This window comes from Bradyrhizobium sp. HKCCYLS3013 (assembly GCF_051167615.1).
Lineage (GTDB): Bacteria > Pseudomonadota > Alphaproteobacteria > Rhizobiales > Xanthobacteraceae > Bradyrhizobium.
Map to the genome: position 1 here is coordinate 133,906 of NZ_JBNPTK010000015.1, position 24,482 is coordinate 158,387.

The 24,482-nt window shown below is 66.9% G+C and carries 15 protein-coding genes; 8 read left to right on the forward strand and 7 right to left on the reverse strand.

What is annotated here, in order from left to right:
* Positions 1 to 144: 144 nt before the first annotated feature.
* Positions 145 to 3,297 carry an efflux RND transporter permease subunit gene (locus tag ACQR1F_RS24755; protein ID WP_434914022.1) on the reverse strand — a complete coding sequence of 1,051 codons (3,153 nt, stop codon included), beginning with the start codon at positions 3,295 to 3,297 and terminating at the stop codon, positions 145 to 147.
* Positions 3,290 to 4,297: an efflux RND transporter periplasmic adaptor subunit gene (locus tag ACQR1F_RS24760; RefSeq protein WP_434914023.1), complete on the reverse strand. Its 1,008-nt coding sequence runs from the start codon at positions 4,295 to 4,297 to the stop codon at positions 3,290 to 3,292. The genes ACQR1F_RS24755 and ACQR1F_RS24760 overlap by 8 nt, the downstream gene beginning before the upstream one ends.
* A gap of 766 nt (positions 4,298 to 5,063) precedes the next feature.
* Here ACQR1F_RS24760 and ACQR1F_RS24765 point away from each other — a divergent pair.
* The 7 genes from ACQR1F_RS24765 to ACQR1F_RS24795 all read left to right on the forward strand — a co-directional run bounded on the left by ACQR1F_RS24765 (position 5,064) and on the right by ACQR1F_RS24795 (position 17,503).
* Positions 5,064 to 10,349, forward strand: a complete 5,286-nt coding sequence (locus ACQR1F_RS24765) for an AAA family ATPase (protein ID WP_434914024.1) — start codon at positions 5,064 to 5,066, stop codon at positions 10,347 to 10,349.
* Between the two features lie 32 nt (positions 10,350 to 10,381).
* Entirely contained in the window at positions 10,382 to 11,839 is a 1,458-nt protein-coding gene (locus ACQR1F_RS24770) for a formylglycine-generating enzyme family protein (protein ID WP_434873573.1), read from the forward strand.
* A gap of 9 nt (positions 11,840 to 11,848) precedes the next feature.
* The gene (locus ACQR1F_RS24775; RefSeq protein ID WP_434884686.1) at positions 11,849 to 12,457 is read left to right on the forward strand and encodes a DUF4399 domain-containing protein; all 609 of its coding nucleotides are present in this window, start codon (positions 11,849 to 11,851) and stop codon (positions 12,455 to 12,457) included.
* 1,074 nt (positions 12,458 to 13,531) lie between these two features.
* A complete protein-coding gene (locus tag ACQR1F_RS24780; protein WP_315802676.1) occupies positions 13,532 to 13,810 on the forward strand; it encodes a PepSY domain-containing protein in 279 nt (92 codons plus the stop codon).
* Positions 13,811 to 13,820: 10 nt separating this feature from the next.
* On the forward strand, positions 13,821 to 14,594 hold the full coding sequence (locus ACQR1F_RS24785) for a cytochrome b/b6 domain-containing protein (protein WP_315802869.1): 774 nt from the start codon (positions 13,821 to 13,823) through the stop codon (positions 14,592 to 14,594).
* Positions 14,595 to 15,208: 614 nt separating this feature from the next.
* The gene (locus ACQR1F_RS24790) at positions 15,209 to 15,550 is read left to right on the forward strand and encodes a cupredoxin domain-containing protein (RefSeq protein ID WP_315802677.1); all 342 of its coding nucleotides are present in this window, start codon (positions 15,209 to 15,211) and stop codon (positions 15,548 to 15,550) included.
* A gap of 174 nt (positions 15,551 to 15,724) precedes the next feature.
* Positions 15,725 to 17,503 carry an outer membrane beta-barrel protein gene (locus tag ACQR1F_RS24795; protein WP_434914025.1) on the forward strand — a complete coding sequence of 593 codons (1,779 nt, stop codon included), beginning with the start codon at positions 15,725 to 15,727 and terminating at the stop codon, positions 17,501 to 17,503.
* Positions 17,504 to 17,781: 278 nt separating this feature from the next.
* On the opposite strand, the gene ACQR1F_RS24800 is transcribed toward ACQR1F_RS24795, so the two are convergent.
* The 3 genes from ACQR1F_RS24800 to exbB are packed head-to-tail and all read right to left on the reverse strand — an operon-like array spanning position 17,782 to position 19,875.
* Entirely contained in the window at positions 17,782 to 18,570 is a 789-nt protein-coding gene (locus tag ACQR1F_RS24800) for a TonB family protein (RefSeq protein WP_434914026.1), read from the reverse strand.
* A 26-nt stretch (positions 18,571 to 18,596) separates the two neighbouring features.
* The gene (exbD, locus tag ACQR1F_RS24805) at positions 18,597 to 19,046 is read right to left on the reverse strand and encodes a TonB system transport protein ExbD (RefSeq protein ID WP_315736414.1); all 450 of its coding nucleotides are present in this window, start codon (positions 19,044 to 19,046) and stop codon (positions 18,597 to 18,599) included.
* A 4-nt stretch (positions 19,047 to 19,050) separates the two neighbouring features.
* On the reverse strand, positions 19,051 to 19,875 hold the full coding sequence (gene exbB / locus ACQR1F_RS24810) for a tonB-system energizer ExbB (RefSeq protein ID WP_434893744.1): 825 nt from the start codon (positions 19,873 to 19,875) through the stop codon (positions 19,051 to 19,053).
* Positions 19,876 to 19,900: 25 nt separating this feature from the next.
* Here exbB and ACQR1F_RS24815 point away from each other — a divergent pair, with 25 nt between their 5' ends.
* On the forward strand, positions 19,901 to 20,110 hold the full coding sequence (locus ACQR1F_RS24815; RefSeq protein WP_434893743.1) for a hypothetical protein: 210 nt from the start codon (positions 19,901 to 19,903) through the stop codon (positions 20,108 to 20,110).
* A 949-nt stretch (positions 20,111 to 21,059) separates the two neighbouring features.
* On the opposite strand, the gene ACQR1F_RS24820 is transcribed toward ACQR1F_RS24815, so the two are convergent.
* Both ACQR1F_RS24820 and ACQR1F_RS24825 read right to left on the reverse strand, forming a co-directional pair.
* Positions 21,060 to 21,749 carry a Fe2+-dependent dioxygenase gene (locus tag ACQR1F_RS24820; protein WP_315802681.1) on the reverse strand — a complete coding sequence of 230 codons (690 nt, stop codon included), beginning with the start codon at positions 21,747 to 21,749 and terminating at the stop codon, positions 21,060 to 21,062.
* A 40-nt stretch (positions 21,750 to 21,789) separates the two neighbouring features.
* Positions 21,790 to 24,321, reverse strand: a complete 2,532-nt coding sequence (locus tag ACQR1F_RS24825; protein WP_434914027.1) for a TonB-dependent receptor — start codon at positions 24,319 to 24,321, stop codon at positions 21,790 to 21,792.
* Between the last annotated feature and the right edge of the window lie 161 nt (positions 24,322 to 24,482).

A 24,482-nucleotide genomic window follows, 5' to 3' on the forward strand; every position in this document is an offset into this window, starting at 1 on the left:
CGGTAATTCGGTCGCGAAGGTCTGCGGTTGGCCAGTGTACAAGCTCGTCAACACGGTCGGATTTCAATCTCCATCATCCGGCCCGCACGGTGAAGCGTCGAGCAGCCGCGTGCGGCGAACGTCGCGGACGTCTCACGCCCAAGATCAGCTCGCCGCGACATCTCCGCGGACGTGCACGCCGCGCGCGAACCGGCCGAAGCGCAGCGCCAAGGTCGGCAGCACCAGCAGGTTGAGGGCCATCGAGGTCAGGAGTCCGCCCAGGATGACCACGGCCATCGGCCCCTCGATCTCGCGGCCCGGCTCGCCGGCGCCGAGCGCGAGCGGCAGCAGGCCGAGGCCGGTCACCAGCGAGGTCATCAGGATCGGCACCAGGCGGTCGGCGGCGCCGGCGATCGCGGTCTCCAGAGTCCAGGCGCGGCCTTCGGCGATGACCAGATGCTCGTAATGCGAGATCATCAGGATCGAGTTGCGCAGCGCGATCCCGAACAGCGTCACGAAGCCCACCATCGAGCCGAGCGACAGCACGCCGCCGGTCAAGGCGACCGCGATGACGCCGCCGACGAAGGCAAACGGCAGGTTGATCAGCACCAGCACCAGGTTGCGCCAGTGCCCGGTGACGAACGACAGCAGCAGCACGATGCCGATCGTCGCCAGCAGCGAATTCACCAGCAGGTCGCGGCGTGATTTGGCCTGCGCCTCGGCCGCGCCGGTGAACTCGACATGCGCGCCCGGCGGCAGCTTGACCTCCTTGGCGATCTTGCGCTTGGCTGCGGCCACGAAGGATTCCAGATCGCGCTCGGTCACATTGGCGGTGACGGTCTGCACGCGCTGCCCATTGCGATGAAGCACGACGTAGCGCCCCGCGGTGCCATAGATGTCCGCGACCTGCTTCAGGAGGATGTAGGCGCCGCTCGGCGTCCGGATCGGCATGTTGCCGATCTCGATGGGGCGTGCGGTCGCATCGGGATCGAGCTTGACGATGACGTTGAAGACCACGTTGCCTTCATAGGCCTGGCCGACCACATCGCCCTGATAGGCGGTGCGGATCAGCTCCAGCACCTCGACCGCGTCCAGGCCCCAGGATTGCAGATCGGTCGGGCGCAGGGTCACGTTGACCTGCGGCATGCCCGGCGGCGACTGCTGCTGGATGTCGATCGCGCCCCGGACCTCGCCGAGTTCGCGCGCGATGTCGCGCGCCGCACGCTCGAGATCGTCGAGATCGGGGCCGAACACGTTGATGACCACGGCGGCGTTGAAGCCGGACAGCGTCTCCTCGATACGCTCGGTCAAGTAGGTCTTGATCGACAGGTTGATGCCGGCGAAGTTGGCGAGCACGGCGCGGATGCGCTGCTGCGCGAGTTCCTGCTGGTCGCCTGATAGCCCCGGCTTGAGGTCGACCTCGATCTCGCTCGCATGCGTGCCCGCGGTATCGACGCCGGCCTCGGCGCGGCCGGCATGCTGTGCCACGCTGCGGACCTCCGGCACGCCCTGCAGGGCCTTGGCGATCAGCGTGCCCAGCCGCAGCGATTCGTCGAGCGAGGTCCCCGGCAGTGTCGAGACGTGGAGGATCAGGTGGCCTTCCTTCAGGTCGGGCAGGAAGGTGCCGCCGAAGAACGGCACCAGGCTCGCGCCGCCGGCGGTCACCAGCAGGGCCGTCAACATGACGGATTTGGGAAAGCGGCCGAGCCGCCGCAACAGCATCTCGTAGGAGCCGCGCGACCAGCGCACCAGCGGCGGCTCGCGTTGCTCTCGCGCCGTGCGACCGGCCAGCAGCAGCATCGACAGCGCCGGTGTGACCGTCAGCGCGACGATCAGCGAGGCGACCACCGCGAGGATGTAGGCGATGCCGAGCGGCCCGAACAGCCGGCCGGCCAGGCCCGGCAGCGCAAGGATCGGCACGAACACCAGCAGCACGGCGAAGGTCGCATAGGCGACCGCGCTGCGCACCTCGATCATGGCGTCATAGACGACGCGCGCTTCGCTGCGCGGCGACGGCAGGCCGCGGTTCTCGCGCAGCCGGCGCACCACGTTCTCGACCCCGATCACGGCATCGTCGACGACCTCGCCGATCGCGATGGCGAGACCGCCGAGCGTCATCGTGTCCAGGCTCTGTCCCATCCACTGCAGGGCCAGCACGGCCGAGAGCAGCGACAGCGGGATGGCGGTGCAACTGATGACGGAGGTGCGCCAATCATAGAGGAACAGGAACAGCACGATGATGACCAGGGCGCCGCCGATCAGCAGGGCGAACAGCACGTTCTCCGTCGCCGCATCGATGAAGGTCGCCGGACGAAACAGATCGGCGTGCAGCCTGACCTTCTCGCTGTCGAGCGCCGGGCGCAGCTCCCGCAGCGCGGCCTCGACGCGCGCCGCGACGTTGCGCGTGTTGGCGCCGAATTGCTGGCTGATCATCATCATGATGCCGGGCTGGCCGTTGATCAGCGCGCCCCCGATCGGCGGCTCCGGCGCGTTCACGACCGTTGCGACGTCGCCGAGCACCACGCTGGCGCCGCCCTGATGCAGCAGGACCGTGCGCGCCAACTGCTCGGGTGTGAGCGACTGGCCCTGCGTCTGCAGGATGACGCGCTGATTGGCGGTGTCGACGAAGCCGGCGCCGCGCACGCCGGTGGCCTTGCGCGCGGCGGCGACGACATCGTTCATGCCGACGCCGAAGCGGACCAGATCGTCGGATCGCACCTGCACCTGCAGCGACCGGATGTCCCGGCCATAGGTCGTGACCTGCGCGACGCCCGCGACCGCCAGCAGCCGCCGGCTCACGGTCCAATCGGCGATCGTGCGCAGATCCATCAGCGAGCGCTGCTCGGAGGTCAGCCCGATCGCCAGCACGGTGCCGGCCGCGGGCACCAGCGGCGTCATCGATGGCGCCCGCACGCCCTGTGGCAGGCTGCCAGCGACGACCGCGAGTCGCTCGGTCACCAATTGCCGCGCGCGGTAGACCTCGGTGCCGGGCTGGAAAATGACCGAAATGACGGACAGGCCCTGGATCGACGACGACCTCATGCTCTCGACGCCGGCGAGACCGTTGATCGCGGTTTCGATCGGCTGCGTGACCAGCACCTCGACCTGTTCGGGACTGAGACCTGGCGCCTCGGTCTGGATCGAGACCTGCGGCGGAGCGAATTCGGGAAACACGGCATAATTGGCGCTCCCCAGCGACAAGATGCCATAGCCGAGAATGGTGCAGGCCAGCGCCAGCACGATGCCGCGAAAGCGGATGGCAAACGAGATCAGCGCCGCCTGGGGGCCGGTCGCGGCGCCGCGAGCGCCGTCAATCATCGTCGCCGCCGCCGCGCAACTCGCTCTTGGCCTCCTCCGACAACAGCACCTGTGCGCCGCGCAGGACGATCTCGGAGCCCGACGGAATGTCCTGCACGACATAGTCGTCGTCGGACACCGGCTGATCGGTGCGGATCGGGTGGCGCTTGAAGAGATCGGGACCGGCGCGCAAATAGACCCACGAGCGGCCCTGCCATTGTACGATCGCGGTGTCCTCGACGAAGACGCCGTCGAACGACTTGCCCGAGGGTACGTAGGCGATGGTGTTCATCCCCGGCAGCAGCCCGCTGTCGCCGGCGGCGACGAAGTAATAACTCACGCCCTGGATGCGCGGATCCGTTCGCGGCGCAGCCGACAGATAGCGCAGATCGATGTTGACGCTGCGGGTCGGCGCCTGCGCCAGCGCACCGCGCGGCGGCGCGGCCAGAGTCACGCCGGGCGGCAGCGTGACCTGCACCAGCAGCTGCTCGCGTTCGATCAGTTGCACGACCTGCGGTGAGCGCTCGATGATGCCCTTGCCGATGACGGCGCCCCATTCCTGCCGCGCCGTCGCCATCAAGGTCTTCACTTGCGATTCCGCCGCGGCCAGGGAGGCTTGATCGGTCCGGAACGTGCCCTCCGCCGCCTCGGCGTCCTTGCGCGGCATGGCCGCCGACTGCACGAGGTCGCGGGCGCGCTCGAACGCCAGTCTTGCGACGTCGAGCTTCGCTTGCGCCGTCTGCAGCTGCGCCTGCGCATTGGCGTAGTTGTTGGTCAGGTCGGTGAGCCTGGCGACGTCCAGCACCGTGCCGTAGGCGCGAAATTGCTCGGGATGGGATTCCGCCGCCAGGACGGCGGTCTGGAGCCCGATCTGCTTTTGTTGCGTCGCGGAAAGCTTGACCGACGCAGGTTCGCGCTCGGCCGTCCCGGCAGTCTGCGACTGCGCGCGCGACGGCAGCGAAACCAGCGTGAACAGCACGGCACCGCATGCGGCCGCAGCCCTCGTCCGTTGCCTCACCATGCAGTCCCGGCCCCATCGATCGGGAAACGTCTGGACGACGTCGATGTCATTGCAACAACAGCTACTTCAGCTTCGAGGGTGTTTCAAGCAGCGTCGGCTGCAGAGCCATCGCATGGGATCCGGCGACATCCCCGTGCTTCTTTGGCGGGCCATCGTGTGGGGCACGGCGACGCCGTTTCGGTCGGATACAATCACCGTATTCGGGGAGGGAACGACGCGGTGCCATGCACGCTGGCGCCAATGCTTGTGGCGCCGCCCCCTGCAAGCGAGCCGCATACGCGGCGGGCTCGTGGTCGAACAGGGACCGCAGCCGTGCTGCGGCGTGGACATCGGGCGTTCGGCATGCGTCTCGATATTTCTTCTTGAGCGTTAGAAGTATTCTTAGACACATTCCAGCGTATTCGTCCGCAACCCAAGCTTGTTGTCGGCCACGCGCGCGACGCTACACAAAAAGCCAAGACTAACAAACTTCTTAGGCGCGATTTTCCTCATCGAATGACCCGGGATTTTTTCCCGATTCTCCGACGGGAGCGAGAATCGTCACATTCATCTACCTGTCGGGTCATTGATGTGACCTCACTTCGCCATACCCCTCCGCAACGAGTCGGGAGTTCCGTCGACGTTGCAGCGAGGCAAGCTTGTCCACTCTGAACCCACTCTCCGATCGCCCGGCGCACCGTGATCATGCGCAGGGCCATCCTTGTCGGTCAGCCTCTCGCCGAGCTTCCGCCGACGTTGCGGCCGACTTCAGAGAAGGATCTGTGCGATGAGCCAGCTGGTGAATGTACGGCCCAACGAGGCTGGCGCGGGCGATCGCAAGGCGCAGGGCAGTGCAGCCGATCACGGCATGCGGCTGCTTGGTGCTATCGGCGCGGCAGCCCTGGAGCCGCAGTCGCCGACCGACGCCTGGGCGTCCTCGACGAGCGAAGCACTCGGCATGGGATCGGTCGTCGAGCCGTTGCAGGACGTGCTCGGCAGTCTGACCGAGATCATTCGTGCCGAGGGCTCCCCGGCGGAGCGTCAGCCGGATCATCCATTCGCGGACGATCATGGCTTCGCGCTCGACCAGGAGGAGCTGGCGGGCCTGCCGGGCGTGGTGATCAATACCTTCGACGTCGACGGCCCGGTGTGGCTCGCCGTCGAGGCGCTTGCGGCGACGGAGCCGCCTGTCATCGACTACGATCTCAAGGCCTGGGTCGAGCCGTCGTCCGACCCCGACCGCCGTCCATCGCCGCACGAGAGCATCGCGGTCACGGTCGATGAGATCGAGAAGAACCGCCTCACCTTTGCCCGCCACGCGCGGCCCGAGGATTTTTCGCCGGCCCCGGCGCTGGGCGCCTGGACCGGACGGCTGCGCCTGGAGCAGCGTCCTGATCTCGTGCAGCGGATCGAGCGCTATATCAGCGGGCCATGGACCGCCTGGGCCGACACCGAGCGCATGCGCCGCCGGACCATGGCGATCCACCAGCGGCTGCGCGACATGGCGGCCACGGCGGGCGCCGATCACGCGATCGAGGTCATGTGGGGCATCGCGCTGTCATCGTGGCGGCAGGGCGGGCGCGAGTTCGAGTTGCCGCTGTTCGAGCGCGCGGTCGAGATCGAGATCATCGCGCGCCCGGATGCCGAGGTCAGGGTCCGGCCGCGCTTCGTCGGCGCAACCGTCAATTTGAGGGCGCTCGATGCCGTGGCGCCGGACGCCGCGCTTGCCGTGCGCGACAAGCCGGATCGTCTGGTCGAGGCGCTGGAGCAGCGCGCAGAGCTGTCGCCGTTCACGCCGATCGGGACCGATCAGATCCTGAGCGCCGCAGGCGTGCAATCCGGTCACAGGACGTCGCGCGATCCCGTGTCGTCGGACGGCACGCCGGCCATGGAGGCCGCCATCGCGGCGGGACGCTGGGTCATATCCGCGCGGCGGCGGCCGGAGAGCCTCGCCCTGCGCGACATCGACAGTCTCAAGACCGCGATCGAGCATGCGCCGCAGAGTGAGTGCTGCCTGTCGGGAGCCGTGAACGCGCTGCTCTCGCAGCCGGATGGACGTGGCCACGCCAATGCGCGGCGGCACCTGTCCGGCATCGTCGGGGGCCCGATCGACATTGCGCCTGCGCCCAAGCCTGCCGCGGTCGAGCAGGGTGATCTGTTCTTCCCGCTGCCGGCTGTCGCGGAGGATGTCGAGGTCGTGCGCGAGCTGTCGCGGTCGGATGGCCTGATGGTCCAGTCTGTCGCACGCGACGATCGGATCGCGGCGCTCGTCAACGTCGTCTGCCATCACCTCGCGCTCGGCTCGCGCGTCCTCGTCGTGTCCAGGGACGAGGCTGCACTTTCCCTGCTGCATCAGAAGCTGCCGCCGGCCATTCGCGAGCTGACCGTCAGCTCGACCGGCTCCGACAAGGACGTGCTCAGGAAGGCCGAAGCCCTGGCGGGCCGGCTGCAATCGATCCTGGACACGCCGAATCTGCGCGATCAGGTCGGCCAGATCGGCCGGCTCGAACGCGACATCATCTCGAAGCGCACGCAGATCGCATCGCTCGACGACGAGATCGCCGAGATCGTCCAGCGCAACCTGCGAGTCGCCGGCGGCTTGCCGGAGCTGCCGTTCGATCTGTTCAAGGCGCTGATCGGCGAGCAGGAGGCGCATGCCTGGTTCACCGACCGGCCGAAGCGCCTGCTCGCGGCCACCGACCCGCTCGTCACGGCGGTCGACAAGGCACGCGAGGCGCGGCTGCGGCTGGCCGCTGATCTCAAGCACATCGATGTCGAGTTGCCGGAGCTCGCGGCGCTTCCAGACACTGCCGCGATCCTGCGTCTGCACGCGGAGCTGCAGCACCAGGCAGGGCTGACGTCGGACGCAGGCCGCGACGAGGATCTCGCGCTCGACGCCATCGCGACCTTCGGGCTCGACGCAACCAACCGCCTGGCGGCCGATCTCGATGCGCTGGTGACTGGCCATCGCGCCATCGCGGAGGCGCCCTGGCTCGCGCGTCTGTCGCCGCTCGGCACCGCCAAGGCCGACGAGCCCGTGGCTCTCGACAAGGTCGTAGGCTGGGCGCGTGATGCGTCGTTCCAGCTGTCCCGAAGCGCCGAATTCACGAGGCGTCAGGTGCAGGCGCCGGTCGAGGCGTTCACCAGGAGGGATGCGATTCGCGTGGTCGAACGGCTTGCGGCCGGCGAGAAGCCGTTCGCGCGGTTCTCGCCGTCGCGCCGCGCGCTGAAGGCCGCCGTCGAGGCCATCACGGTGGACGGGGCCGCGCCGTCGAAGCCGGCGGATTGGCAATATGTCGGGCGCTTCCTGCTGTGGCGTCACGACCTGCATGCGTTGCGTGCGCGCTGGACGTCGATCGCAACGCAGATCGATGCACCCGCGCTTCAACTGGAATCGGCGCGGGCGTTCGATGACCTCGAGCACATCGTCAAGAGCGTCGAGGCCGCCGTCGTGACGGCCGCGCTCGCCGTCCGCAACGTGGCCGATGCCTGCTCCAAGCTGTCGATGCCGGACGGCGACGTCAGGGCGATGCTGGCCGATGCACAGCGGCTGGCCGCGTTCGGCGCGGCGATCCGGACCGTCATGACGCGCGTATCGGGACCGCTGGTCGAGCTCGCTCGCCTGGGCGAGTTGTTCGCCCGGGCGGGAGAACTCGCCGTCTCTGTTCAGGATGACGTGCTGTCGCGGGTCGGTGACGCCGAGACGGAGCCCCAGGAGCTCGAAACGCGGTGGACAGGCATTCTCGCAACCATGGAGAAGATCCGCGAGGCCGGCCCGGACTACGAACTCGTCAGGACCGCCTGCCGGATGGCGACTGCAGCGGGCGCGCCGAGTCTGGCGCAGCGACTGCGGTCCGCGCCGGCCGCGGGCGAGGCGAAGGATGCGACGACGCTCGCGGAATGGGTGGCGGCGTGGAATTGGGCCGTGCTGATGCGGATCGAAAGTCCGGAGGAGCGGCAGCTGCTGCATGACCTCGCGGCTCAGCGCGCGCGGCTTGAGACGCGCTCGCTCGCTCTGTTCGAAGCGGTGATCGGTGCCCGCATGTCGCTGGCCATCGCGCAGAATGCGGGCGGCGCCGTCAGGCAAGCGGTGAAGCGGTTCAGGGACTCGATGCAGAAGATGGCGTCGGCCTGCTCCGGTCCGACCGCGCGCCGGCTTCGGTTTGCCGCGCGCAGGTCTCTGGACGGCTGGCTCGAGGAGATTCCTTGTCACGTGATGCCGGCCTGGCGTGTCGCCGAGTTGCTGCCGGCCCGGATCGGCACCTTCGATCTTCTGGTCGTCGACCACGCCTCGCGCTCGGATCTGCGCGAACTGACGGCGATGCTGCGGGCCCGTAAGGTTCTGATCAGCGACGCGCGTCACGACGACGGGACCTTGGTCGAAGCCGGCCGCAACGATACTGTTGTCAAACGCACCGAGACGACCGCGCTGCGTAGCCTGCCGCCGGCGCTGCGGCGGCTGCTGATGCCGGGTGCCTCGCTGCGCGATCTCGCCGCGATCCTCTTTCCCGATCGCATGATCGAGCTGCGTGCGCGCCCTGCCGGCGTCGAGGCGGCCTCGGTCACAGCTCAGCTGCTGCCCGCCGATACGTCCAGATCGGCCGATGCACCAGCCGCCGAGCTGCCGCGGCCGGCCCGCGCGGCTGCGCCGGCGCCGCAGCAGCGGCCGCAGCCGCGGCAGGTCATCACGACGCACTCGCTCGAAGAGGAGATCGCCACTGTCGCGAAATATCTCTCGATGGCGCGCCGCTCGGGGACGGACATCGCCACGTCTGCCGCGGGCAAGCCGAGCGCGCCCGCGATAGCGCAGCGTGCCGAGAGCCGCGCGGCTGCGCCCAAGCCCTCGCCGGAGATTCGCGTTCTGCGCCGGCGTCCGCCGCGCGAGCCGGCCGCGGACATCGTGACGCCGGCTTCGGCTCCGCCCGAGCTTCCGGCCGTCGAGGAGCCGGCCACGGTCGAGCCGACCCAACCGCGCGCGGCCACCGTCGTCGAAGCGCCGATCATTGTCGCCGATCGGCTCGCGGTGCCGCAGCGCCCTGGCGAAAGCAAGGTGGTCACAGCAGAGATCGACGCGAAGCCCACGAGCGCCGCGTCGGCAGAGCCCGTGAAGACAGGCGTCGTTGCGACATCCGCTGCGGCAGCGGCTTCTGCCACCACTGAGCCTGCCGCCGCTGCCGCGGCTCCAGCCTCTGTTGCGGAGTCCGTAACGCTGGCGGCAGAGATCAAGATTCACCCTTCTCTCGTCGAGATGGCGTTCAAGGCGACGGAGAACGCCGCGGCACCACGCCGCCGCCTGCCGAGCCGGCGCGTGATGGCAGTTGCCGCGGCCGGGCTGCTGGCGATCGTCGGTGCGGCGGTGTCCTGGGAGCGCGCGTCGGAATGGATCCAGCCGGCCCTGAGCGGTGCGACGGCAGCGTCCGCGCTGCCGAGCGAACCGGGCGCCCGCAAGGTCAATGCGGAGCGGATCACGCCGGAGGCCAAGCCGGCGATCGCCGCTGCGGCCGAGGAGCATGCCACGGTCGGCATGAGCGTGCCGGTCAGCACGCCGGCGCAGGCGTTCCTCTATCACGAGGATCCGCAGGATCCGAAGGGCAAGCGTTATCCTGGCAAGGTCACCTGGTCGATCGAGCAGAGCAAGGGGCCGCGAGTCGATGCGGCGCCGGCGATCAAGGGGGAGATCGAGATCGAGAACGGCACCAAGGCCACGATCTCGCTGCGGCGGAACGCCGACATGGAGATGCCGGCGAGCCACATCATGGAGCTCAAGTTCGACTGGCCGGATCAGTCGGTGAGCGGCCTGACCAGCCTGAGGGGCATCGGCCTGAAGGGCGAGGAGGCCGAGCGCGGGACGGCGCTGGTGACCCAGACCGCCCGGGTGACACCGAAATACTTCATGGTCGCGCTGTCCGCCAACGAGGTCGACACCAAGCGCAACCTGCTGCTTCTCAAGGGCAAGCAGTGGTTCGACATTCCGATCGTCTACGAGGGCGGCAACCGGGCGCTGCTGTCGATCGAGAAGGGATCCGACGGCGACCGCGTGTTCAAGGACGTGTTCGCCAGCTGGGGTCAGTAACGGGGTTGGCGGGCATCACGAGCGAGGACAGCATGAGCGAGAGTTCAGCGTTGCAATGGCTGCGGGCTCCCAAGCTCGCCGAGGATGCGCTGCCGGAGGATTCCCGCGCGGTGGCTTGCCGGCGCTGCGGCCGCACGGTGCAGGTCTCGCTCAGCCCGATGCGTCCGCCGAGCTTCCTGCGCGTCGAGGATCAGGTCGAGTGTCCCGAGGTGCAGGAGCGCTGGACCGGCAAGAGCGAAGGCGGGCTGCTGCTGATGATGTGCGGCGCGCTCGAGCAGTCGCTCGATGCCGAATGGGAGACCGCAGAGCCGGAGGGTGCGGCTCGACGAGAAGCTGCGCCAGTCTCTCCGGTGCGCCCGTCGCTTGCGCCGGCGGCGTCCGGTCCGGACAGATGGGACGACGGCAGCGACGATGATCAGGAGGAGACGGGTGAGGGCGGCCGGCTGAACGTCCTCCTCGCACCGGCTCCAGGAAGTCGCAAGAAGCTGATCCGCGGAGCGCTCGGCGTCGGGGTCCTCGGCATCGTCTTCCTCGGCGGCGTGCTGCTGCCGTTACGCGAGATCAGGCTGCTGATTCAGGCGCCGCCTGGGTCAGGATCATCGAGCTCGCAGCAGGAGGCGCAGTCCGCCGCGCCGCTGCCTCCGCCGCGCCGGATCCTGCTGGAAGCCGCCAGCGCGCCCCAGGACGTTGCGCGATCGCCGTCCAGCGCCTTCATCGCGCCGCGTCAGCCGGCTCCTGCACTCGAGGCAACGCTGGCGCGATCATCCGGCACCGCGGCGATCCCGCCGGCGCCGGACGCCGAGCCGAAGCTGCTCGTGCCCGAGCTGGTTGCGATCGCCGGCGGCAGTTTTGCGATGGGCGGCGACGACGAGTCCGAGCAGCCGTCGCATCAGGTCAGCGTGCGACCGTTCTCGCTCGGCAAGCATCCCGTGACGATCGGCGAGTGGAAGCAGTGTGTCGCGGCGGCAAGCTGCGCCGACATCGCGGCCGTTGCGGATGATCGTCCGGTCACCAACCTGAGCTACGACGACACGCAGGCCTATCTCGCCTGGCTGTCGAAGGCGACCGGCAAGTCGTTCCGGCTGCCGACCGAGGCCGAGTGGGAATATGCCGCGCGCGCCGGCCAGCGCACCCGCTATTGGTGGGGCGATCGCATGCGCCCGGGGATGGCCAGTTGCAAGGGCTGCAACGGCACGGGCGATGCCGAGACGGATCAGCCGCCGAAGATCGGCAGCGTCCCGGCCAATCCTTACGGCCTGTTCGACATGGGCGGCGGCGTCGGCCAGTGGGTGGCCGACAACTGGCACAAGAACTACAGGGGCGCGCCGGCGGATGGATCGGCCTGGCTCGAGGAGGGCAGCTATGCCCGCGTCATCCGCTCGGGATCATGGAAGAACGGCGCGGCCGATGCGCGGGCCGGCAGTCGCGATCGCTATGACGGCCGCATCCGGCATCCGACGCTGGGTTTCCGCGTTGCGCTCTCACCATAGGGGATCTGCATGCTGCCGATGTCTGCGCGACTCCACTTCATCCTGATCGCGTCGCTCGTGCTCGCGCCGTCATTGGCGCCGGCCAAGGGAACGAAGGCCGCGAAGGATGCCCGCGTGTATTTCATCTCTCCTGCGGACGGGGAGACGGTGACCGGACCCTTCATCGCCCGCTTCGGACTGCGCAACATGGGCGTCACCCATGCGGGCGACGATTTCGCCGGCAGTGGCCATCATCATCTTCTGGTCGACGTCGACGAGACGATGCAGGCCGGCGAGGAGATTCCGCGTGACAAAAAGCACGTTCATTACGCAGCGGGGGAGACCGAGGCGCGGATCGAATTGTCGCCCGGCAAGCACACGCTGCAGCTGGTGCTGGGCGACACCAGGCATCTCAACTTCGATCCGCCCGTGATCTCCGAGAAGATCATGATCACGGTGAGCAAGCCGAACGGAGGCGAGCAGGAGGCGCGGGCGACGCGCAGCGTCACCGTCCGAAACCGACCGCAGATCCGGTCCGTACCAGCCGAGCCGCCGGCCCAGCCCGAGCCTTCGCCGGAGATGACGAAGTCGCCCGAGAGCTCCGACTTCATCAGCCGCGTCTTCTCCGGGACGAAGTGACGACCTCTCCATTCCCAACCAGGGCTATCGCATATGAAGATCTGAGTGTTTCGCTGCGCTGCCTCCACGTCGTCATGCCCGGGCTCCGTCCCGGGCATCCACGTCCTTCCCAGGATGCCGAACGACGCGGATGGCCGGGACGGAGCCCGGCCATGACGGTGTGGAAGGAGCCGACCTCAAACTTGTATCGTCAAGTGCGATAGCCCTGATTCCCAACGGCCGGGCGCGTGATGCGCGTCGGCTTGCGCGCGACCGTGGGACGCAAGCTCGGTCGCTCCGCGAGGATCCATCGCTGAGGGCGGCGCCTGTCGCGCGATGGCGGCAAGGACGATCCGCCATCCGGCAACGGCCGCTCGTCCGGACGCGCGTCCATGGCAGATCCCGGCGCAAGCGGGGACGTCGTTGCCGAGGCATCCGAGACGTCGTTTTCCTGCAGCGACTCGCCATCCTGGTCGGCAGTCCGTGTCGGCAAGAGTATCGCCCGCGTCCAGGATCAGGATGGCCTTGCCGTTGTCCGCACGGATGTGCGTCTGACGGCCGCTAGATCCGTTCGCAAGCAGCCGCATCGTCATCGTCCACCACCGATCTCGATCTGGTCGTGCGAACGATCGCGATCCTCAGAAAATTTTTCTGAGGCTTAAGGTCGCAGCCTTGTAGCTGTCGGTTCCTTTCTCGCCTCACCATGGTCACAGCGGCAATCGGGCGGGAGTGTGGTCCCGCACGCCGCGCCGGCCACGCCTTGTGCGGGAGCAAAGCGCATACGCCTCACGACGATGCTGCTACATCCTTGCGAATCAATATCAGTTGCAACGCGCAGGGAACCCGGCACGGGGTCGAGTCCTGAAGAGATCAGTAGCCTGCTGACATGGTTCGATCCTGACTGGACCGCATGTGAGTTCGCATCTCAGCGACATTGCGGCCGGATGCGGAACGTTTCGAGCCGCGCCTGCGTGGTCGAGGCCATCCACCGCGGACGATGACGTCCAAGTTTCGTTGAAATCTCCCTCCCCTTTGTAGTCCGCGCATCGAGCGCTGTTGGCGCCGATGGCGCAGTCTTCGAGGAGGAATTTCATAATGAAGGTCATCAAACTGTTAGGCGTGGTCTTGGCGGCGGGTCTGGCGTCGGGCTCCGCGGCGCTCGCCGACGGCTACAAGGATTGCACCAGGCTCGACAAGGCGTCGTGGAAGACCACCGCCGAAGCCGAGGCGAAGGCGAAGGCCGCGGGCTACGAGGTTCGGCAGACCAAGATCGAGGGCACCTGCTACGAGGTTTACGGTGTCAAGGGCGGCAAGCTCTATGAGCTGTTTTACAGCCCCGAGGACCTCGCGCTGAAGCACACCAAGGCGAAGTGATCTGATGGTCATGCGTGACGCAGGCCAGGCGCAGCGGAGCGTCGCCTCCCCGACGCCGGCGAACTCACGTCCGGGGACCGTGGCGGTCTGGGATTTTCCGCTGCGCGTCTGGCACTGGTCGCTCGCGGCCTTCGTGCTCGTCGCCTGCGTCACGCCCAACACCTTCGATCGCCTGCACCGCCTCGCGGGCTATGCCGTCATCGGTCTTCTCGCCTTCAGGCTGATCTGGGGGCTGATCGGCAGCCGTCATTCGCTGTTCGCGCGGATCAGCCTCAAGCTGCGGGCGGCGCCTCAGTATATCGTGGGCATGCTGCGCGGAGAGACGGGACGCTATCTCGGGCTGAACCCGGCGGGGGCCGCGATGCTGGTCGTGATGCTCGCGCTTCTGATCGTCTCGACCATCAGCGGCGTCATGCAGGTCTCGGTCCGGTTCTTCGGCGTCGGCTGGATCGAGCAGGCGCATGCGCTGTCGTCCAATGCCATCATCGCCCTGATCGCCGTGCATGTGCTCGGCACGGTGTGGATGAGCTTGCTGCAGCGGGAGAACCTGATGCGCGCGATGGTCACGGGACGCAAGCGCGTGCCGGGCATCATGCGCGCCGCGCCGGCGCGCAGCGTCGCACGCCAGAGCCCGGAGCCCGAGCCCGTGGCGGACGAGGAGCAAATATCCGTCGTCCCCGATCTGCCGCCCCTGCGCGTGAATCCGGCGCCCGGCGCCGCGAAGCCTGCGCGTATGCCGCGATCCCTCAGCGTTCACGACAGGCGGCTGGGGGTCGGCAGATGAGACGGCGGGCATCGGTCGTGTGCGCTCGCCGGCGATATGGGCGAGCAGGCCCGCGCCTGATTTCATTTCTGGTGCGCGCGAGGCTCGTCCGCACACGGCTCGAGCTGGATGGGCGCACACGCATATTGCGGTCCATGCCGCATGAGACCAGTGCGAGCGCGTTCCTTCGTGCATCTCGCTCGTACTCGTCTCGATGAGCCGGTGCATGAGAATCATGCAGGTGCTGTACGCAGCGTAAGCGGTCGATCGTGAGCCTCGTGTGGTTCGCGGCGTGCGCGACGGCGCTGCATGACCTGTCGTGTCTCATATCAGCACAGCTGCGAACTCAGGTGATCGTGCTGCTCCCGACCGCGGAGACCGCTGATGTTCGTCATTGTCATTCGGCGCGCATCGGCGATGCTCGAGCCGACGCGTCTGCGCGGCGCCTCGACGCCGAACAACTAATAAATTCGCGCGCTTTGTCGCACACAACGATGTTGTCAAATTTCGACACGGCAAATTGCCGCATTCGGGACTTCATAGTCGTTCTATGAAGTGTCGGAGACTCGTCGAAGCAGGCGAGCGCCGGAAGACGTTCGGCACATTCGGGTGAATTCGGGACAGGGACATAAATCATGAATCTCTTTGGGAAGGGACAGGCAGCGGGAGCCGCCGTGCTGTTGATCGCGGCGTTCGCGCTGCCGGCAGGAGCGGCTGAGACGACCATCGAGATATCGGTCAAGGACAACAAGTTTCAGCCGGCGGAGATGAAGGCGCCGGCCAACACGCCGATCGTGTTCAAGGTCAAGAATCTGGATGGCGCGCCGGTCGAGTTCGAGAGCGAGCCGCTGGAGTTCGAAACGGTGATCAAGCCGAACATGGAAGGCGTCGTGAAGGTCAAGGCGCAGAAGCCGGGACGCTACGAATTCTTCGACGATTTCCATCAGGGCAACAAGGGCGCGCTGATCATCGAGTGATCCGGCCTTCGGTCCCGCGGCGCCGTGATGCCGGAATGCGTCACGCCGCGGGCGCCGCGCTTCGCAGGTTGCCGAACTCGACGGAGACGAGGCTTTTTGGAACGGGCAGCACGAGAGACGGTCGCTTCCAGACGTGGCATCGGTCGCGACGTCTCACGATGCCAGGAGGAGACGGTGGCGATCACCGTGCTGCTCGTGACGCTGCTTGGAGCCGCGCCGTCGTCCGCTGAGACCGTCGTTCCGGGCAGCCAGGTGAGAGCCTATGCAGATCCCGGTGCCTCCGACGCCGGACCGGTGGTGGTCGTCCCCAATCGCCGCCGGCAGCCGGCGCGGCCTGCCAACGGCAACGGACCGCTGGTCATTCCGCAGGTGATCGTTTCGCCTGGTGGCGTCGAGCCGGAGCCCAAGGCGGCCACCCAGGAGGACGAGGCTCCACCGCCGCGGCCGCGATCTCCGGTCGATGCCGGAGCGGGCGCGCTCCCACAGGCCGCGCGCCGTGAGCCGGCGCCGCGCCTGGCGCCTGTCCGCAATGGCTTCTTCGGCACACCGTCAGCCGGCCTTCTGGTCGGTGGCTGCCTGTCGACGCCGGGCCGGTTGTCGGTCACGAACGTCCCCAATCGCTGCCTGGACGCGCTGGCGTTCGCCGTCAGTCCGCCGCCGGCGACGCGCGGCGTGCTGCCGCGCAATCTGCCGCCGATTCCGCGACAGGATGCACAGCCGATTCCGCCCGTTCTGGCCGACAAGCCGAAGATGCGGCTGCCGCCGGTGAACAAGGGGCAGAAGCCGCAGGATCAGCCGCAGCCGCCGATGATGGAGGAAGACCCCTATGAGCCCAAGGGCATCACGGTGGGAAACTTCATCCTCAAGCCTGCGTTCGAAATGTCCTCAGGCTTCGACAGCAATCCCGGCCGTGTGCCGCAGGGCAAGGGCTCGGCCTTCGTCAGCGTTGCGCCGGTCCTGCTCGTGCGCTCTCAGTTCGAGCGGCATCTGCTCAACGCCGATGTGCGCGTCGGCTACATCGACTATGCAAAGCTCCGGCAGCTCAGCAGGCCTACCGTCGACGCCAAGGTGAATGGGCGCTACGACATCACCGATACGTTTGCGCTCAACGGCGAGGGCCACGTTGCCGTCGATGCCGATGATCCCGGCACGCCGCGCTTCGCCGGCCGGTTCGCCAGGATTCCGCTGGCCTCCACCGTCGGCGGCTCCGCCGGCGTCACCAAGCGGTTCGATGAGGTCGAGGTCTCGACCAAGGCCGCGATCGACCGCGTCGCGTTCCAGAACGCGCCGCTCGTCGACGGCCAGATCGTCAGCAATGCCGATCGCAACTTCGTCCAATACGGCTCGCAGAGCCGCATCACCTACAATCTGACGCCGGAGATCCGCCCCTTCGTCGACGTCGCCATCGATCGCCGCGTTCACGACATCGCGGTCGATGCCGAAGGCTTCCGCCGCGACTCCACCGGGACGGCGGTCGAGGCCGGCGTGACATTCAACTACGCCGACAAGCTGACCGGCGACGTCGCCGTCGGCTACCTGACGCGCCGCTACCAGGATCCGATGCTCAAGCCGGTCAACGGCTTCATTGCCGATGCCAATCTGACATGGCAGTTCGCCAAGGAGACGGCGATCGCGCTGGGGGCCAAGTCGCAGGTGGTGGAGATTACCGAGCCCGGCATTTCCGGCGTGCTCAAGCGCGACGTCACCGTCGGCGTCGAGCATCAGTTCGAGCCCTGGCTCATCGGCACGTTCCTCGCCGGCTATGGCGAGGACGCGTTCACCGGCACGACGCGGGTCGACAACCGCTATCTGGTCGAGCTCGGCATGCTCTACAAGTTCTCGCGCCTGCTGCAGCTCAGGGCCAGCGTCCGGCGCGAGGAGACGCGCTCCAACTTCCGCGAAAACAATCTGTCGGCGACCGTGGTGCAGGTCGGCGCCCGGGTGCAGTACTGATCGGCAGCCCGGCACGCACCCGCGCGCGGCATCTGTGGTCTTCTGAGGACGTGCCTGGAGATCGCGCTTCTTGTCGTGACGCAGCCAACAGTCATCCCCCGGGCAAGGCCGCAAGCCTGGAAGCCGGAGTTTCCCGCTCTGGCTTCGCCGTGTAGTATAGCTCCCCTGCAACGGGTGGACGCGCAGCGGGAGTGCCCGGCTCCAGTCTCCAAAATGAAATGCAGCGCCCACGACGTGAGCGCTGCCAGGTCCGGATCTGCGCGGCAGTCCGGCCGCGACTATTTCTTCTGATTGAAGTTCACGTCGAGGCTGAAGCTGAACTGATCGTCCGTCAGTCCGGACGGCGGTGCAGGCACAGGGTCGGAGCGGCGGATCATCGCCAGCGCGGCATCATCGAACATCGAGTCGCCGCACGACTGCATGACGGACGCGGACACCACCTTGCCGGCCCGGCTCAGCACCAGCGCCACCTTGACCGTGCCATTGTGCTTCTTGCCTTCCGGATAGCGCTTGTGCAGCTCGAAATAGGCGCTGATCTTGCGGCCCCAATCGTTGGTCAGCTTCTGCTTGTCCTTGCCCATTCCCGGATTGGGGGCCTTGGCCGTCTCGGCCGGCGGTGCGGCCTCGTCCAGCGCCTTGCGGGCCGATTCTTCCTGCGCGGCAGATGCGACCGACGCCTCGGCCTGCTGGGTCGCCTGCTGCTGTTCCTCCTTCTCCGGCTTCTTAGGTTCGTTCTGCGTGACGACCCGATCGGCCTCCTCCTCGGTTTCGGTCGGCTTGTCCTTGACGGCGTCGGACTCCTTGACCTCGGCGGTCTGCTGCATCTGCTCCGGCGCAGCTTCGGCCGCGTCGCTGTCGGGACCCGGCGGAAGATCGTTGTCCTCGACCTGCGGCGAGGCCATCTCGAGCGCGAATTCGGCGCCGGCCGCGCCGAGGCCGCCGTCCGCGTCATTGCCGCTGAGATGGACGACCGCGAGCGCGGCGCCCCCACCGTGCAGCATGAGGGCACCGATCGCGGCTGAGATCCACAAGCGGCGCGACGCTCCCTGATACTTGTGTTCGACCATTCTTCACTTCCGTCGTTTCACTGGTTTCAATGTGCAGCCTGGGCGGCGGCCTGTGAGACGCCTTCGACAGTCACGAGCTTGATCTTCGGATAGCCGCCGGTCCGCAGCAGCTCCATCACGTCCATCAGTTCCCCATACGCCACGCCCCGGTCGGCGCGCAGGAAGATGAACTTGTCCTTCGCTGCCTCGGGGATGTGTTCGAGGGTGCTCACCAGGCTCGCCCGTTTCACCTGCTCCTCGCCGACGAACAGTGTCAGATCCGGCTTGATGCTGACATAGATCGGCTTGTCCGGCTTCTTCTGCGGCGTGGCCGTCGATGTCGGGAGATCGACAGGCACGTCGACCGTCGACAGGGGTGCCGCCACCATGAAGATGATCAGCAGCACCAGGATCACGTCGATGAAGGGCGTGACGTTGATGTCGCTGGTCTCGCCGAGATCATCGTCGCCATCGCCTTCCGAGAGAGAAACGGCCATGGAGCTACTCCGCTGCCAGCGCCATCGGAGGCGCTGAGTGGACGTGGATCGGCTCGAAGCGCTCGCCGTGATGGCTGCTGTGGTGGCTCTGGCCGCGATCCAGATCGCGCGACAACATCCGGGCGGTGGCGCCGGATGACCGGTTCACGAGCTCCATGTAGCCTTTCGTCACCCGCGTGAAGTGATTGTAGATGATCACGGCCGGGATCGCGGCGACGAGGCCGATGGCGGTTGCGAGCAGCGCTTCGGCGATGCCGGGCGCGACGACGGCGAGGTTGGTGGTCTGCGACTTCGAGATGCCGATGAAGCTGTTCATGATACCCCAGACCGTGCCGAACAGGCCGACGAAGGGCGAGATCGAGCCGATCGTGGCGAGCAGGCCCATGCCGGTCCGGCAACGCCGGCCCTCGGCACGCACGATCTCGGAGAAGCTCGACGCAGCGCGCTCGTTGACGCCGTGAGACGGCAGCTCGGACGACATCCTGATTTCGTGCATGGCGGCATCGATCAGGGTCGTCAGCACGTTCTGCCGTGATCCCAGCGCGAGCTTGGCTTCCGACAGCCAGCGTACGTCATCGACCTTGCGCAGCGCGCGGCTCAGCTTCCGGCGCAGGATGGAGAACTCGATGGTCTTGGCGATGAAGACGGTCCAGGTCGCGAGCGAGGCGAGCGCAAGCCCCATCATGACCGACTTCACGAGAACGTCGGCGGCCAGGAACATCGACCACGGCGACAGATCATGCGGAACGTGAGCTGACGGTTGCGCGCCGCCTTGCGCCGGCTTCTCTGCCTGGTCCTTCGCCTTGTCGCCCGCTGCCGCGTCAGTCACGGCTTCGGCCGCCGTCGACGGTTGGGTGTCGGTCGTTGCGGCCGCCGGCGGCTGGCTCGGTGCCGCGGCTTGCGGCGTGGAAGCAGACGGAGCCGGCGCAGCCGTCGGTGCGACGCCGCTGGTCGTCGGAGCCGCGGGCGCAGGCGCCGCGACCTGCGGCGCGGGCGCGGCCTGGGCAACGGCCGGCGCCGTGGATGCCTGTCCCGTCGTCACCGGCTTCGGTGCCATGCTCTGAGCCGGAGCCGCATGCGCAGCGGGAGTCGACGCACCGGCCGCGGTGTTGACGGGCGCAACTGCAGGCGCCTGCGCGGTGGCGGCTGTCGTCGGAGTCTGAGCGGCTTTCGCTCCGGTCGCATTCGCTGGATTTGATGCTGTGGTCTGCGGCGCTGTTGCAGCCTGGCCAGGTCTCGGCGATGTGGCCGGCTGCTCGGCATGCGCCATGGCGCCGGCCGAAACCGCTGCGATCACCGCTCCTACTTGAAGAACGATCCTGAACATGTTGCTGAACACCCCTTGGTAGTTAACCGCTCCGTAATGTTTCCAGTCCTAACCCGGCTGTTTTGAGACGCCGCGTTGACTCAAAGCGGGAACATCGACGCCGGCAGTTGCCGCCGTGGGTGCGATGCCAAACGAAAAATCGAATCGTGCGACCTGCGTAACAGCCCGCGATGGCGTGCATCGCGTCTTAACTCCCTGAAAGTCCTGCTGTGAGGCGGATGCGCCTTGCGCAGCGTCGCCAATGCGGCTGCCTGTCACGCAAATGCCGCCGTTCGGTCTTCCATCAATTCTAATTAGTCGGTGCGGGCGTGATGGGCCCGTTCGGCCGGTGAGAGCACTTGTGCGTGCATCTGTGATGCCGTCCGACAAGCCAGAAGGCCTCGGGACCGAATCATAGTGCTGCTGAGATCGGCACGGTTCGAAAGATAGCGTGCGCCGCGCGACTCTCGTTTCGTCGTGATCAACGTCGATGTCGGCCGCAAGGGAATGGCGGTAGTTCGCGAAACGCACAATCTCTCCGGCATAGCTACCGAATGTGAGCTCGGATGGCGGTCCATCGCGAGCGCGCCGAGAACAGTGCTGCAGCGAGCGGTCGCCATCCAAACGAATGAGCCGGGCTGCATCTCGTGCAACCCGGCTCAAAGGCGATCGAACTCAACGTGATCGGCGCGATTGGGGACGGAAGTTCAGTTCTCCGCCCAGTAGCGGATCAGGTTGTGATAAAGGCCGGTCAGCCGCACCATTTCCGGATCGTCGCGCCCCATCCGCTGCGACAAACCCTGGATCGTCGTATCGAGATCGAAGATCATGCTGCGCGCCAGCGGATCGCGGATCATGCTCTGCAGCCAGAAGAAGGAGGCGACGCGGACGCCGCGCGTCACCGGCGTCACCATGTGCAGGCTCGAGGCGGGATACAGCACGAGGTCGCCGGCCGGCAGCTTCACCTCGTGCGAGCCGTAGAGATCCTCGATCACCAGCTCGCCGCCGTCGTAGTCCTCCGGCTCGGAGAGGAATAGCGTGACCGAGAGGTCGGTGCGAATGCGCAGGCCGGTGAGCTTGTCGCCGCGGACCGCGTTGTCGACGTGGATGCCGAAATGGTGGCCCGACTCCGCGCTGTAGCGGTTGAACAGCGGCGGGAAGATCTGCTGCGGGATCGCGGCGGCGAGAAAGCGGGGATTGGCGGTCATCGCCGAGATGATGCGGTGGCCGAGCTTGCGCGCCACCTCGCTGTCGGGCGGCAACTGCTCGTTGCGCTTGACCATGGCCGACTGGGCGCCGGCCGTCGAGCGGCCGTCCTCCCAGTCGCTGGAGTCCATGATGCGGCGGAAATCCGCCACATCGTCTTTGCTCAGAATTCCGGGGACACAGATCAGCATGAACTCATCACTTGATGTAGGCCCCGGCTTGGGTGTGCGATCAGAACCGTCCTGACAGGACGATCGATGCGCTTCGTCCCGGACCGACGAGCACGAACGGGGTGGCACTCTGATAGAGAGCGTCGTAGTAGAGCTTGTCGAAGATGTTGGCAACGAACAGCTTCGCCGTCCAGTTCTTGTCGATCTTGGCTTCCGCGAACGCGTCGAAGCGCCAGTAGCTCGGCAGCTCCGTGCCCTGGTTCGCCGCCAGCCAGGTGCCGCCGAAGATCTTCGAGCGGTACACCGCCTGGCCGCCGATCTCCCAGGTGTCGTTGATCTGGTACTTCGTCAGCAGGCTGAACGACTGGTGCGCGGTGTTGGCGAGCTGCAGGCCGACATTGCTGGTGAACAGCGCGGTGTTGGCCGGCGGGATGTTCGACTTCGTCACCTCCGACTGCATCAGCACGATGCCGCCGAAGATGCTCCATTTGTCGGTCAGCTTGCCGCCGGCCTGCAGGTCGATGCCGCGGATGCGGTAGGCGGCGCCGGCCGAAAGACACGGCACGGAGCCGACGGTGCCTGCCGGATACGGGCAGTCCGCGGTGGCCTGCGCGGCGCTGGTAATGTTGCGCGACTCGCGGGCGTTCTCCTTCTCGGTCTGGAACAGCGCTCCCGTGACCAGCAGACGGCCGTCGAGCAGCTCCCACTTGGTGCCGATCTCGATGGAGGTATTCTTCTCGGGCCCGAAGATCTGGTTGGCGCCGCCATTGGTCACCGCCGACAGGCCGCCATATTGCGGGCTGAGACCATCGAACTCCGCGCCGACCGGATTCGACGAGGTGGCGTAGGCCGCATAGAAGCTGGCGTAGGGCACCGGCTTCAATGTCATGCCGACGTTGAAGTTCGGCATGCCGCTGGAGGCCGCGGTCGAGCCCGGCGTGTTGGCGACGCCGTTGACGGTCCCGAAGCCATCGACCCGAACGTCGTATTTGTCATAGCGCACGCCGCCGTTGAGGATGACGAGATCGCGGTAGTTGACGCTGTCCAGGGCGTAGACGCTCGCCGAGTCGATCTTCACGTTCGTCGGGAATTGTCCCAGCGACGGAATGCCGAACGGCAGGTTGGTGAACTGCGGGTTGAACACGCTCACGCCCGACAGCGAACCGCTGCCGGCGAACGCGAGGCCCTGCTGCTCGGAGGTCAGGCCGGTGTAGCTGTTGATGAGCGCCTTTTCCTGCGAGACCTCGAGGCCGGCGAGCACGGTATGCCTGAAGTTGCCGGTGTCGAACTTGTAGGTCGCCTCGAGCTGGTTGGCGAGCACGTCGGTCTGCTGGAAGCGGCTCTGCGGATTGGCCCGGATCACCGAGTTCGACAGCGGATCGGTGAGCGTCGGGCCTTCCGGCAGCGTACCGATATAGTTCAGGGTCGAGCGCGATACCCGGAACTTGTCGGAGATCGTCAGGTCGGGGGTGACCTTCACCTCGGCATTGAGCGTGCCGATGTCCTGGCCGACGCGCGAGAAGTCGCGGTTGACGAAGCCGTACCAGGCGTTGCGCGGCGCGCCGACCTCGGGGAACGGCGCGCCGGCGGTGAGCGTGCTCGGCCGATAGTACGGCACGCCGAAGTCCGGACGTCCCGTCACCTCGTTGTGGATGTAGTTGGCGGACAGCGTCACGGTGTCGAGCGGCGTCCACTTGGTGGCGATGAAGCCGCCGTTGCGGTTGTCGGTGACGTAGTCGCGGCCCGCGACGCCGGCATCCTGGAACAGGCCGCCGACGCGCGCGGCGAAGGTCGGCGTGATCTTCTGGTTGACGTCGATCACCACGCGCTTGGTGCGGTCGGTGCCGAGCGTGGTGTCCATGTTGTAGAAGCTGTTCTCGGTCGTGGCCTGCTTGGTCACGATGTTGATGGCGCCGCCGGTGGTGCCGCGGCCGGCGAACGAGGAGTTCGGGCCGCGCAGGATCTCGACCTGCTCGGTGAAGAAGTTCTCGCGCACGGAGACGCCGGCGTCACGCACGCCGTCGATGAAGACGTCGTTGCGGGCGTCGAAGCCGCGGATGAAGAAGCGGTCGCCGAACGCGTTGCCGCCTTCGCCGGTGCCGAGCGTCACGCCGGCGGTGGAAAGCACGGCGGATTTGAGGCTGGTGGAGTTCTTGTCGGCCAGGATCTCCTTGCTCAGCACCGTCACCGTCTTCGGCGTGTTGAGCAGCTTCTCCGGAAACTTGCCGGAGGCCTGCAGCCGCTCGCCCTTGTAGTCGGAGGCGGGGCTGGAATAGGGGTTGCGGTCGGGCGGCAGATTGCTCTTCGGCGCCGCGGCCTGCTGCTGTTGTTGCTGGCGGGCGGCGCGGCGCATCGCGTCGCGGGCGCGGACCTGGTCCGCGGTCGGGCGCGAGGCGGCCGGCTTGGGACGTGCCACCGGGGCTTCGACTGTGACGGACGGCAGCGGCGCCTGCTGGGCTTCGGCACTGGAGAACGAGGCAACCGCGATCAGGCTCGCGACGGCCGAGACTTTCACACCGGAAATCTCGGGAGATGGCTCCCACTCGTGCCCGCTTGCCCCTCGCAAGCTCCTTGGAAAGATTGCCTTACCCATACTCGACCACCCCATTCGTTACGCAAAACTCTGACTTGGGTTCGTTTGAACGCCCGCAACCGGCGCGCGCCTGTTGCGAATGCAAGTCAAGAAGCGGGGGAAAGCGGTCCAAAGCTGGTTCCGCCGGTGGCCGGAATGCGAAAAGTTTCCATCCATTTCTG

What these genes read in the sequence shown, in the direction of transcription:
- ACQR1F_RS24755 (WP_434914022.1), bottom strand. Translation starts at nt 3,297, where the DNA reads ATGATTGACGGCGCTCGCGGCGCCGCGACCGGCCCCCAGGCGGCGCTG.
- ACQR1F_RS24760 (WP_434914023.1), bottom strand. Translation starts at nt 4,297, where the DNA reads ATGGTGAGGCAACGGACGAGGGCTGCGGCCGCATGCGGTGCCGTGCTG.
- ACQR1F_RS24765 (WP_434914024.1), top strand. Translation starts at nt 5,064, where the DNA reads ATGAGCCAGCTGGTGAATGTACGGCCCAACGAGGCTGGCGCGGGCGAT.
- ACQR1F_RS24770 (WP_434873573.1), top strand. Translation starts at nt 10,382, where the DNA reads ATGAGCGAGAGTTCAGCGTTGCAATGGCTGCGGGCTCCCAAGCTCGCC.
- ACQR1F_RS24775 (WP_434884686.1), top strand. Translation starts at nt 11,849, where the DNA reads ATGCTGCCGATGTCTGCGCGACTCCACTTCATCCTGATCGCGTCGCTC.
- ACQR1F_RS24780 (WP_315802676.1), top strand. Translation starts at nt 13,532, where the DNA reads ATGAAGGTCATCAAACTGTTAGGCGTGGTCTTGGCGGCGGGTCTGGCG.
- ACQR1F_RS24785 (WP_315802869.1), top strand. Translation starts at nt 13,821, where the DNA reads ATGCGTGACGCAGGCCAGGCGCAGCGGAGCGTCGCCTCCCCGACGCCG.
- ACQR1F_RS24790 (WP_315802677.1), top strand. Translation starts at nt 15,209, where the DNA reads ATGAATCTCTTTGGGAAGGGACAGGCAGCGGGAGCCGCCGTGCTGTTG.
- ACQR1F_RS24800 (WP_434914026.1), bottom strand. Translation starts at nt 18,570, where the DNA reads ATGGTCGAACACAAGTATCAGGGAGCGTCGCGCCGCTTGTGGATCTCA.
- exbD (WP_315736414.1), bottom strand. Translation starts at nt 19,046, where the DNA reads ATGGCCGTTTCTCTCTCGGAAGGCGATGGCGACGATGATCTCGGCGAG.
- ACQR1F_RS24820 (WP_315802681.1), bottom strand. Translation starts at nt 21,749, where the DNA reads ATGCTGATCTGTGTCCCCGGAATTCTGAGCAAAGACGATGTGGCGGAT.
- ACQR1F_RS24825 (WP_434914027.1), bottom strand. Translation starts at nt 24,321, where the DNA reads ATGGGTAAGGCAATCTTTCCAAGGAGCTTGCGAGGGGCAAGCGGGCAC.